The sequence below is a fragment of the Pseudomonas mosselii genome, assembly GCF_003205295.1.
Taxonomy (GTDB): domain Bacteria; phylum Pseudomonadota; class Gammaproteobacteria; order Pseudomonadales; family Pseudomonadaceae; genus Aquipseudomonas; species Aquipseudomonas mosselii_B.
Map to the genome: position 1 here is coordinate 306,449 of NZ_QJRP01000004.1, position 11,611 is coordinate 318,059.

The following is an 11,611-nucleotide window of genomic DNA, read 5'->3' on the forward strand; positions in this document are numbered from 1 at the left end:
CATGCCCGGTGAACTTTGCCTATGCTGCTGACTACCAAAAAGGATTCATCGTGACGAGGGACGCCGCCATGTTCTACGTGCAACGCGACGCCGAGGGCCAGTTGCTGCGAGTGGAAGCCGCCGCGTTTGACGGTTTTACCGATATGGTCCCGGCAGACAATGCCGAGATCCAGGAATGGTTCGCCGACGACGTTGTCGAGAACAGCCTCAAGCAGCTCAAGCAGAGCGACCTGGACATGATCCGGGTACTGGAAGACCTGATCGAGGTGTTGACCGCCAAGGGCGTTTTCAGCATCACCGACCTGCCACCCGGCGCCCAGGCCAAACTGCTCAACCGCTCCACGGCGCGCAAGGCGCTGGGCGGCCTGAACAACCTGATCGAGGAAGACGAGGAAGGCGGGTTGATCTGATCACGCGGCCATTGTTTGCGCCTGTAGGAAATCGCCCAGCCCTTTGGGGCTGCGCTGTCGCGCAGGGAACTGTTAACAGTGTGGGAGCGGCCTTGCGTCGCAAAAGGGGTGCGAAGCGCCCCCAGATCTGCGCATCAAGCTGATATTGCCGGGGCCGCTATGCGGCCCTTTCGCGACACAAGGCCGCTCCCACAGGGTTCCACTCAGCGCCAGGGCGCCGGCCCACCGACCAGTTGCCCCTGTATCCCCTGCACGCCCATCTCCCGTAGTACTTTCAGCTCCCCTTCGGTCTCCACCCGCTCGGCGATCAACGGCAGGTCGATGCTGTGCGCCGCGCGCTGGATGGCCTCGATGAACAGGCGCTTGTGCCGCTCCTGGTCGATGTTGCGAATATAGCCACCGTCGATCTTCAGATAGGCCAGGCCCAGGTGGGCGAGATTGCCAATCATGCTGAAGCGCCCGCCGAAGCGCTGCAGCGCCAGGCTGAAGCCCAGGGCGCGCAGGCGCCGGGTCAGCTGCTCCAGCACCGTCTGCTCGGGCAACTGCTCCTCGCCAATCTCGAACGTTAGTCGTCGACCCAGCGCACCGTGCTGGCCCAGCAGCTCGTAGACTCTCTGCAGCGCCTTGGGATCGGCCAAGGTCGCGGCCGACAAGTTCAACGCCAGCGCCTCGCCATGCCCCTGCAAGTGCCTGAGCACTTTCTCCAGCACCAGCAGGTCCAGCCGCGCCATCCAGCCGAAGCGCTCCAGCCACGGCAGGAAGCGGCCGGCCGCCAGGGCTTCGCCCTGCTCGTCGTGCAGGCGCGAGATGACCTTGTAGTGCAGCACCCGCTCTGGCGCCCTGGCATCCACGACCGGCTGGAAGAACAACTCGAACTGCCCGTTGCCCAACGCCTGGTCCAGGCGCGTGTGCCAGGCGTGGTGGCTGTCGGCGGCCTGGCCCGCTGCGCCCTGTTCCAGGCACACCCAGCCCGGTGCGGGCTGGCTCTCGGCACGGGCCAGGGCCTCGTCGGCGAGCTTGAGCAGCGCTTGCGGGGCGTCCCCGGGGCTGTAGGGCGCCAGGCCGATGCAGGCCACCGGGTCGACATCGCTTGCCCCGGTCTCGTGCAGGCTCTGCAAGGTGGCCTCCAGGGCCTGGGCCAACTGGATCGCCTCGTCATGCACCATGCCCGGCGCCAGCACCGCGAACTCGCCGCCACGGCTGCGGGTGATCAGGTCGTTGGTCTCGGGGAAGTTCGCGCAGGTGCGACGCAACTGCTCGCCCACCGCCTGCAGCAACTGGTCGGTGCGCTGGCCACCCAGGCGCGCGTTCAGGCCTGCCAGGTCCTGGACCCGCAGCAACAGCAGGTAGCCGGCACGGGCCTCCTCGAGGTTGCTGACCCGGGCGTTGAGCTGCATTTCGAAGTAACGGCGGTTGGCCAGCCCGGTAAGGCTGTCCTGGTACGACTCGGCGCGCAGCTTCTCGCTGCGCTCGGCCTGCTCGGTGAACAGCGCCTTGAGCTTCTCGACCATCTGGTTCATCGCCTGCACCACCCGGCGCAACTCGGGTGTGCGCGGCAACTCCGGCAGGCTGAGGAACTCACGGCGGGCAATAGCATGGGACTGCGCCACCATGTAGTCGAGCGGCCGCAGCTGGCGACGCAGCAGCAGCGCCCCGAGCACCGCGCTCGCCGCGCCGCACAGCAGCAGCCAGCCCAGGCTGCCCAGGGCGCTCTGCCAGAGCTTGGCCAGGGCGAACATCGGATGGCTGATCACCTCGACCCGCGCCGCTTGCTGCCAGCCACGGCTGACAATGGCGTCACCACCGGCCGGATCCAGGCCGATCAGCTGGATGAACCAACTCGGCACGCCGCCCGCGTCAGGCTCGGCATGGCGCTCGACCAGCACGGCATTGGAGTCCAGGTCGATGACCTTGATGCTCGAATAGTAGCCACTGTCGAAGATCGAACTGACCATCAGCTCGACCATCGCCGGGTCATCGATGTTCGGCGTCAGCGACAGCGCCAGCGCGGTCGCCGCATCCTGGGCATGGGAGCGCAGCTGGTTGACGTACTGGCTGCGCGAGCTCTCCAGGCTGACCATGAAGCTGCCACTGAAGGCGACCACCAGGAACAGGCAAATGGCTAGCAGCAATTGTTTGAACAGTGACATCTGTGCTCCTTCAGTAAACCGGTTCGGCCGGGAACCCTTCGGCCTGCATTTTCTTCAGCAAGTCCTGCCACCGCGACAGGCGCTTGGTGTCGCCGACCTTCTTGTTGCCGCCAGCGCCGGTCAGCCACAGGCCTTCACCATTGAAGGCATACACCGGCAGCAGGTCGGTGCGCTGGCTGGCCGGCTTGATCGCGTCCATCAGGCTGTCGAGCACCAGCGGCTGGGCCTGTGGGCTTGAATAATAGGTCAGGACCATGTGCGCACGGTTCTGGCGCAAGGCCTTGACGTAGGTGATGCGCAGCTTTTCCGCCGGGACGCCCATGCGCCGCAGGCTGAAGTACTTGGCGATGGCATAGTCCTCGCAGTCGCCCGCGCCCTTGATCAGCGACTGCACCGGCGTGGCCCAGTAGTCGACCTCGTGCCACAGGTCGATGTCCTCGACGTAGCGCAACTGCTTGTTGAAGAACAGGTTGACCACCTGCAACTGCTCCAACTCGCTGCCCTGCTTCTGCGCCGTCAACAGGTTCTGCCAGGCATCGATGCGTCCCTGGCCCGACCCCAGCGGGCCATACAATGCCTGCGCACGGCGGCTGATCTGCGAGAAGTCCCAATCCGCCTGGGTAGCGCCCAGCCACAGGCAGCCGAGCAGCACGGCAAGGCCGAGCCGGCGTGCGGTCGCATTGAGAGGCCAAGGTATCGCCACTGCGGACACCCGTTCAGATCAGTCGAAAGCAGCGATGGTGCGGGCTGGCGCGGCAAAAGACAATGGCACCGGGTGCCCGTGCTGCCAACTGTCGGCAAACCCGCTTCGTACAAGGGCTGGCGACCTTGGCCATCTTCCCAATGCCGACAACTTGCTTCACGATAGCCGCGTTTCGTGAGTGCGCCATGGCGCACCCGCTTGATCAATCCGTTTGACAAGCGCCCCCTTCCCTCACTAGGGTTATTGGATCCAATTTTCATGTTGCCGAGGCGAACCCCGCGTGGCTGAGAAACCCAAACTCCTGAGCACCGTGCTGGGCAGCGAGCAGGTGCCGCCGCACCTGGCCCGCGGTGTCATCGAAGAGCGCCTGCGCAGTGCCATCCTCGACGGCCGCCTGCCACCGGGTACCGCCGTGCGCCAGCAAGAGCTGGCGACCCTGTTCGGTGTCAGCCGCATGCCCGTGCGCGAGGCGCTGCGCCAGCTCGAGGCCCAGTCCCTGCTGCAGGTGGTGATGCACAAAGGTGCGGTGGTGGCGCCGCTGATCGGCGAGGACGCCGTCGACACCTACGCCCTGCGCGTGCTGCTCGAGACCGAGGCGCTGCGCCAGTCGATACCCTTGCTCGATGCCGACGACATCGCCCAGGCCAGGGCATACATCCGCCAGCTGGAAAATGAAACCCGCCACGCCGAGATCGGCCGGCTCAACCGCCTGTTCCACATGGCCCTCTACAGCAAGGCGCAGAACCAGAAACTGCTGCGCATGATCGAGATCGAGCTCAACGAGGAGGAACGCTTCCTGCGTTTCCACCTGTCCTCGATGGGACTGGGCAAGCTTACCCAGGACGATCACATCGCCCTGGTCGACGCCGCCAGCGACAAACTGGTGGACGAAGCCATCGAGCTCCTGGAAGAGCACCTGAACCATGCCGCGCGCACCATCAGGAGCTACCTCGACAGGCAATCGGGCAACTGATCCTGCTCAACCGCGCAGCCGACCTCAGCGACCACGTCGCTGCGCAGACACGATCCGCCACAAGGAACGGCAGTGCACGTGCAGACGCGACAGGAAACCACGCCCGACCAGCCGTCCAGGATCCGCCTGATCTGCCTGGCCAGCACCCGGCAACAACTTGCCCAGTACCGCACCTGGGCAAGGACCCTCAGCGACCCTATCGAGCTGGTCGCGGTCGATGTCCCTTCCATCGCAGACCTGGAGCAGTCCGCCGCACTGCCCGTGGCCGGGCGCCTGACCCAGGTCCTGCGCGAGCAGCTTCAGCCCTATCTCGTACAACCCCACGCCATGTTCGCCCAAGGTCTGGGCGCGCATATCGCCCTGGCCTTGATCCAGCAGGTGCAGGAGACTTGTCCGGGACAGACCCGTCATTTGTTTGTTTCAAGCTGTGACAGCCCGCAGTTCAGTACCACTAACCTGCCGTTGCATGTGCCGATGACCGTGCTCTACCCGCCAGGCTCCCTGGCGGCGATGCTTGGTTGGCACAGCCTGGTGCGGCGGGAGCTGGAGCTGATTGAATTGCCGGGGCAATCGGTCGATGCCTCGCTGCTCAACCAGCGTCTGGTGCGCATCTTCAACAGCCACCTCGGGCTGCTCAGCTACTAACCCTCCCCTCCTGCCATCCACACGCTGATCAGGGTATTTCCACTGCCCGGTCCGTCGCAGGCCATGGCAGTGCCAGCATTTTGGGCACACTCTACTCCCCGCAGCGGCCGCTGATCGTCAGACGTGGGCCTGGCCGCCTGCCTCCTCATTCACCTGCAGAAGGAATCTGGTACCGGGGCAAGGACCGCACGCGATCAGCCGCCCTCCAATAGTCATTCTCCCCATCTCCGTTCATCAGTGCTCCGAGTGAGGCATTCACTCTGTGTCTATTTTTCTGATCGTTAATTATCGGAAGGAGCACATATTGCCAAAATAAAGCTTACTCAAAGTTTTATTCGGGCACTTATATTTCAAGAAAAGTCCTAATATAAAATAATCAAAAAAACAATTGCGGCGAACTTTGAAGTTGTTCTAACTTTTATATCGCCAGCCACGGGCGGCCAGGCATCACCGTGGACGCCTTGCCAATCAAGCCCTGCCGGCCTCTGCCGGTTGTTCGAAATCGAAATTTCATTCGAGGTACCCCTTCGTCTTGAATTTATATATCGAGCAACTTTCAGCGCGACCCAATCCCTGAACACACGCCATAACGGAACTCATCATGAGCACATTGAAGCGCACACTTTCCGACAAGAAACACGCACTTTCCCTGCACCCACTCTTTTCCGAGATCGACTCGCTTCAGACACTGCGTCGATTCATGGAAACCCATGTCTTCGCGGTCTGGGACTTCATGTCGCTGACCAAGCGCCTGCAACAGGAACTGACCTGTGTCAGCCTGCCCTGGCTACCGCCGGCAGACCCCGCTGCGGCGCGCCTGATCAACGAGATCGTATTGGGCGAAGAATCGGATGACCGCCTCGACCACGGCCACTACAGCCATTTCGAGCTGTACCTGGATGCCATGCGCGAGGTCGGCGCCAGCACCCAGGCCATCGATCGCTTCATCAGCCTGCAACAGCAAGGCATCACGGCCATCGAAGCCCTGCAGCGTTGCGGCGCCAGTGAAGCCGCCCAGCGATTCGTCCGCGACACCCTCGAGGTGGCCCTCGACGCACCGGCCCACCGGGTTGCAGCCGCCTTCCTGCACGGCCGGGAAAGCGTGATCCCGGCGATGTTCCAGCAGATCCTCGACGAGTGGGGTATCGGCACCGAGCAGGCTCCGACCTTCCGTTACTACCTGCAGCGCCACATCGAGGTGGACTCCGAAGACCACGGGCCTGCCGCCGAACAGTTGCTCGCTCGCCTGGTCGACCACGACCCTCTGCGCCAGGAAGACGTCTACGTGGCCGCCATCGCCGCGGTGGACAGCCGCATGGCGCTGTGGGACCGTCTGCGTGCCTCGCTGCAGGCGCCTGTCGCCGAGGTCACCCCATGAATGCCCTCGAGTACCGCTCCTTTGCCGAGGCCTGGGAGGCTCGGGCGACCATCCGTACCCGGCCCCGGCGCCTGGTGGAGGATGACCAGCGACTGATCTACCCCCTGAGCCGCCAGCCCCTGGTGCTCGGCGCGACGTTCCAGCGCGAATGTCCGCAGCTGCGTGATTTCGTGCTGGTGCAAAGTCTCTACAAGTTCATCAACGATGTGGTGATCTTCGAGACCGAGATCGTCGACCGCACCGCCCGGCGCATCGCCAAGGACCGCTTTGCCGTGCGCTTCCCGTTCGCCTGCCGCTACGACGCGATGACCGTGGTGGTGGATGAGGACTATCACGCCCTTGTGGCGATGGACTTCCTGCAGCAGACCATCGCCTTGACCGGCATCGAGCCGATCGCCCTGCCCCAGGAGATCGAACTCAGCCGCGCCATTCCGGCCGTGCTGGAGCAGGTGCCTGAGGGCCTGCGCGATGCGCTGGAGCTGATCTGCGTGGGCATCGCCGAGAACACCCTGACCGACGATGTCGCGGCCTTTGCCAAGGACGACTCGGTCAAGCCCTCGGTGAAGGGACTGATGGCCGATCACCTGCTGGACGAAGGCCGTCATTCAAGCTTCTGGGCGCGACTGACGCGCATCTACTGGCACACCGCGCCGGAGGCGGATCGCCAGGCGATCGCCAAGGTGCTGTCGCTGTTCCTGCGTCAGTACCTGACCAGCGATATCCAGCAGGCTTTCGACTGCGCCCTGATCGCCGCCTTGCCGGTAAGCGAAACGGTGCGCCAGGCCTTGCGTGAGGAAGCGCAAGGCCTGGCCTACCCGATCAATCACCAGCATCCGCTGCTGGGCAACATCCTGCGTTTCTTCCGCAGCAGCTCGATGCTCGAGTCGCCCTGCGTGCAAGACGCCCTGCGCGATTACCTGCCCTGAGGACCTGGACATGAGACGCCTCGACATACTCCTGGTGGGCATCAGCCCCACCCTGGAGGCATTCGCCCGCCTGCTTGACGAGCACGGCCATGGCTCGGCCACCGCCGACAGCGCGCAAGCCTTGCGCCAGCAGCTGTCGGCCCGGCCGGACCTGGTGGTGGAAGACGGCAGCCTGGCCCTGGGAAGCAGCGACTGGCAGCACCTGGGTGGCACACCGCTGCTCAGGCTGCGCCTGGGCGCCAGCTTCGCCGAGCCACTGCCGCAACTGGAAGCCCTGTGCTGGTGCGGCAGTGCCAGCGCCCAGCGGCTGATCCAGCGAGCGACAATCCACGCGCCAGGCTCCGGCAACGGCCAGCAGTTGCGTGAAGACGCTCTGCAGGCCCTGTGTGATCAACTGGCCCTGCAGGTCACCCGTTATGCGCGCAATCCGGCGCATCTGCAGGAAGCGCCAGCGATAAGCCCCGGTGACCAGGAGCGCGAGCACGGCCTGGATTGGCTGGAGGCGCTGGCCTACCGCCACCCGTTCAACCGCACGTTGCGCGCCGACCTGTTGGAGAAGGCCGAAACGGGTCTGGTCGAAACACTTGAGCACAGCTTGCGCCTGCATGCCGAATGCTCCGCCCTGAACCAGGCCGGCCAGCGCTCCACCTATCGCCAGTTGCATGCCCGCACCGTCGTCATCCAGCAAGCCCTTGCGCCGTTACTGCCCGAGCCCGGTGAACAGCCGCCGGTGGTCGCCGTGTGCATGGACAAGGCGCCCGACCTTTATGCCAGCCTGCTGGCGGTGCTGGGCTGTGCGGCCATCTACCTGCCCCTGGACCCGACCACACCGGCCGAACGACGCCAGTCGATCCTCGAGGATGCGGGTGCATGCGTCGTGCTGCATGACGGGCATGTGCCTGTGGATATCCCCCATGTGGATGTTCGCAGTCTCGCAACCACGCCGGGCATGCCGTTGCCTGGCCTGGCACTGCGCCAGGCAGGCGCCGGGCAGGCCTGCGTGGCGATCTACACCTCCGGCACCACCGGCCAGCCCAAGGGCGTGCTGCTCAGCCAGTGCAACCTGGCGCACTTCATGGCCTGGTATCGCGAGCATGTGGCCCTGGACGGACACAGCCGAGTACTGCAGTTCTCCACCATCGGCTTCGACGCTTCGCTACTGGACATCCTGCCGACCTTCGCCTGCGGTGCCGAACTGGTGCTGCCCAGCGAAGACCAGCGCCGTGATCCGCAGCAACTGGTACAACTTATCCACAGCCAGGAAGTCAGCCATGCGTTCCTGCCACCGGCCTTGCTGAGCATCTTGCCCCGCGATCTCCACCTCGGCCTGCGCCACCTGATCACCGGCGGCGACGTCTGTGAGCCGGAAGTCATCGCTCGCCTGGCCGGTCAGTGCCGGATGCACAATATCTATGGGCCGACAGAAACCACCGTGCTGGCGACCACCCGGGTGTTCGCCAGCGGTGACAGCAACCGCAACCTGGGCCTGCCGATCGCCAACACCCAGGTGCTGATACTCGACCAGGATCTGCGACCGGTACCGGAGCAGACCCCGGGCGAACTGTATATCGCCGGGCCCGGGGTCGGCCTGGGCTATCTGAACAAGCCGGCACTGACCGCCGAACGCTTTGTCGAATTGGGCCTGCCTACCGGCCACACGCTGCGTGCCTATCGCACCGGAGACATCGGCAAGTGGACCGCGCAAGGCATCGAGCTGTGCGGACGGCGTGACAACCAGGTGAAGATCCGAGGCTTCCGGGTCGAACCCGAAGAGATCGAGCACTGCCTGCGCGACAGCCACCTGTTCGCCCAGATAGCGGTGGTGATCGACGCGCAGCGCCGGATCCTGGCCTTCCTCGCCCATCCGCAGCGGACCGATGCGCAAACCTTGCTGCGCGATCATGCCGAGCGGCACCTGCCCGACTACATGCGCCCGATGTTCTATCAGGTGCTGGAGCACATGCCCTATACGGCCAACGGCAAGGTGGACCGCCAGGCGTTGTCGGCGCGGCCACTGAGCCTGCCGACGCACGTGCGCATCGCGCCTGAGACCGAGACCGAGAAGCGCCTGTTGCTGCTGTGGAGCGAATTGCTGGAACTGCCGCCAACCGACATCTCCATGGACGACAGCTTCTTCAACCTGGGCGGGCACTCGATCCTGCTGTCGCGCCTGTTGCTGGAGATCCGGGAACACTTCGGACAGGGTGTGGCCATCAACCGTTTCATCGAGCAGCCGACCCTGCAGCGCCTGGGCGCGCTGCTCGACGGCAACGATGATGCGCTGCAGACCTCCCTGGAGCGCCTGGAACAGGACGCCAACCGCGGTCTCGGCCTGCAGGTGCTGCCGATGGAGCGTCTGGGCGATGTGCACAAGGTGATCGTCACCGGGGCCAACAGCTTCCTTGGCGTGCATCTGGTCGAAGCGCTGCTGGAATGGGGCGCGAGCGAGGTTGCCTGCCTTGTACGCCGCGCCAACGGCCAGTCCGCCGGGGAGCGCTTCTCCCAGGCCCTGCAGGACAACCATATCGCCCTGGACCTGAGCCGCGTGCGGGTATTCGAGGCGGACCTGCGCAAGCCGCTGCTGGGCTTGTCCCAGGCCGATTACGACGACCTGGACAACAACTATGGCGCCCTGCTGCACAACGCCGCGCAGGTCAACCATGTACTCGACTACGAGGTGCTGGCCGCCGACAACATCGAGCCGTTGTTCGAGTGCCTGCGGCTGTGCGAAGGCCGACGCAAGAAGATCTTCAACTTCGTCTCGACCCTGTCCGCATGCAGCGCGGTGGACAGCGACGGCCGCGTGCTGGAGAGCGACCCGGCCAATACCCCGCCGATCTACATCCGCAATGGCTACAACCTGAGCAAATGGGTCGGCGAGCGCATCCTCAGCCGCGCCCGCGAGCAGGGCGTGTGGGTCAACCTGTTCCGCCCGGGCAACATCACCTTCGACAGCCGCACGGGCGCCTGCCAGCCCCAGCGCAACCGGCTGATGCTGATGCTCAAGGGCTCGCTGCAACTGGGCCAGGTGCCGGGACTGGAGATCGACTTCGACCTCATGCCAGTGGACTTCCTGTCCCGTTTCATCGCCTTCCACAGCAGCCGCCACCAGGCTGGCCAATGCGTGTTCAACCTGCACAACCCCGAACCGCTGCGCTGGCGTGACTACCTGGCGTCGTTCCATGCACAGGGCCACGCCTTCGAGCTGGTCAGCGTCGAGCAGTGGCAGCGCCAGTTGGCCCGGGTCGACCGCGACAACGCGCTGTACGACGTCCTGGGCTTCTACCTGGACGGCTTCGAGGAAGACATCGGTGACATCTCCGGCATCGCCCACGACAACGCCCGTGCCGGCGTGCAGCGCATGGGCACCCGTTACCCGAGCAAGGACCCGGCGCTACTCAGCCGCGGCTGCCGCTACCTGGCCGACATCGGCTTTATCTGATCCCTTCAATTCACAACAGGAGCAACATCCCATGCAAGCACTCAAACCCGACACCCTGATCCGCAACCCGCAAGGCTGCCTGGTGGTTTCCAGCGTCGAGATCGCCGCACCGGCTACCAGCGTGTGGAACATCGTCGGCAACTTCGCCGGCTTCCCGGTGTTCATCCCTGCGCTGGCGCATATCGAGATGACCGGCAGTGGCGTGCGCTCGGTGCGCAAGAAGCTGTTCAAGGATGGCAACGTGGTGATCGAGCAGTTGAACAGTCGCGACGAGCAGGCCATGCACATGACCTGGAGCCTGATCTACACCAGCCTGAATATCGGTAACCTGTGGGCTGCCATGGAAGTGCAGGCGATCGATGCCAGCCACAGCCGTGCGACTTGGACCATCCAGGCCGAGCCCTGGGAAGGTGGTCCTGAGGCGCTGCCGGGCTTCCAGGCGTTCCTGCAGGGCTTTGCAGATGAAGCGATGGGGAATGTGCGTAATCTGTTGAGCTGATATCACTGGCAGGGGCGTATGCCCCGACAGCAAAAAGGCCGCTCCCAACCGGGAGCGGCCTTTTTTTGTCTTGGATATCAGGGGTCGGGGGATAACTGTTCGGGCTGCGCTTTCGCGCAGGGTACAGGCTTCAAGCATCAGCAGCGAGGGAGCGGGCTAGCCCCGCGATGCGGTGTATGGCACCGGCTTCGCCGGTGATCGCGGGGCTAGCCCGCTCCCACGCTGCTGATGCTTACAACTTTGTTCCCTGCGAGACAGCCCAGTCCAAGGAGCTGAGCTGTCTCATACACCAATCACACGCATTGATACCCTGAAAAGACAAAGCCCCCGACCGCATCGCGATCAGGGGCTTCGGAATTGAATCTTGACGATGACCTACTCTCACATGGGGAAACCCCACACTACCATCGGCGATGCATCGTTTCACTGCTGAGTTCGGGATGGGATCAGGTGGTTCCAATGCTCTATGGTCGTCAAGAAATTCT

Annotated in this window: 9 protein-coding genes and 1 rRNA gene; 7 read left to right on the top strand and 3 right to left on the bottom strand. The window is 64.1% G+C overall.

Going from position 1 to position 11,611, the window contains the following annotated elements:
* The first annotated feature begins 68 nt into the window (after nucleotides 1-68).
* Nucleotides 69-410, top strand: coding sequence for a tryptophan synthase subunit beta (locus tag DMX06_RS06200; protein ID WP_110735613.1), 342 nt, complete (start codon nucleotides 69-71; stop codon nucleotides 408-410).
* A 203-nt stretch (nucleotides 411-613) separates the two neighbouring features.
* Here DMX06_RS06200 and lapD read toward each other — a convergent pair whose 3' ends face one another.
* Both lapD and lapG read right to left on the bottom strand, forming a co-directional pair.
* Complete coding sequence (gene lapD, locus DMX06_RS06205) at nucleotides 614-2,560, bottom strand: cyclic di-GMP receptor LapD (protein ID WP_110735615.1); 1,947 nt, start codon at nucleotides 2,558-2,560, stop codon at nucleotides 614-616.
* A gap of 10 nt (nucleotides 2,561-2,570) precedes the next feature.
* Nucleotides 2,571-3,272 carry a cysteine protease LapG gene (gene lapG / locus DMX06_RS06210; protein ID WP_110735617.1) on the bottom strand — a complete coding sequence of 234 codons (702 nt, stop codon included), beginning with the start codon at nucleotides 3,270-3,272 and terminating at the stop codon, nucleotides 2,571-2,573.
* A 271-nt stretch (nucleotides 3,273-3,543) separates the two neighbouring features.
* Between lapG and DMX06_RS06215 the strand changes: the two genes are divergently transcribed.
* From DMX06_RS06215 to DMX06_RS06240, 6 genes are all read left to right on the top strand, one after another.
* Complete coding sequence (locus DMX06_RS06215) at nucleotides 3,544-4,236, top strand: GntR family transcriptional regulator (protein WP_110735619.1); 693 nt, start codon at nucleotides 3,544-3,546, stop codon at nucleotides 4,234-4,236.
* Nucleotides 4,237-4,314: 78 nt separating this feature from the next.
* On the top strand, nucleotides 4,315-4,881 hold the full coding sequence (locus DMX06_RS06220; protein ID WP_146232187.1) for a hypothetical protein: 567 nt from the start codon (nucleotides 4,315-4,317) through the stop codon (nucleotides 4,879-4,881).
* 601 nt (nucleotides 4,882-5,482) lie between these two features.
* Nucleotides 5,483-6,259 (top strand): DUF3050 domain-containing protein, encoded by a 777-nt coding sequence (locus DMX06_RS06225; RefSeq protein ID WP_110735623.1) that lies wholly within the window; start codon nucleotides 5,483-5,485, stop codon nucleotides 6,257-6,259.
* Nucleotides 6,256-7,185 (top strand): diiron oxygenase, encoded by a 930-nt coding sequence (locus DMX06_RS06230; RefSeq protein ID WP_110735625.1) that lies wholly within the window; start codon nucleotides 6,256-6,258, stop codon nucleotides 7,183-7,185. Before DMX06_RS06225 ends, DMX06_RS06230 begins: the two co-directional genes overlap by 4 nt.
* A 10-nt stretch (nucleotides 7,186-7,195) precedes the next feature.
* On the top strand, nucleotides 7,196-10,627 hold the full coding sequence (locus tag DMX06_RS06235; protein ID WP_110735628.1) for an amino acid adenylation domain-containing protein: 3,432 nt from the start codon (nucleotides 7,196-7,198) through the stop codon (nucleotides 10,625-10,627).
* 31 nt (nucleotides 10,628-10,658) lie between these two features.
* The gene (locus DMX06_RS06240) at nucleotides 10,659-11,126 is read left to right on the top strand and encodes an SRPBCC family protein (protein WP_110735630.1); all 468 of its coding nucleotides are present in this window, start codon (nucleotides 10,659-10,661) and stop codon (nucleotides 11,124-11,126) included.
* Between the two features lie 362 nt (nucleotides 11,127-11,488).
* Here the strand turns inward: DMX06_RS06240 and rrf are convergent.
* A 5S ribosomal RNA gene (rrf, locus tag DMX06_RS06245) occupies nucleotides 11,489-11,604 on the bottom strand.
* Between the last annotated feature and the right edge of the window lie 7 nt (nucleotides 11,605-11,611).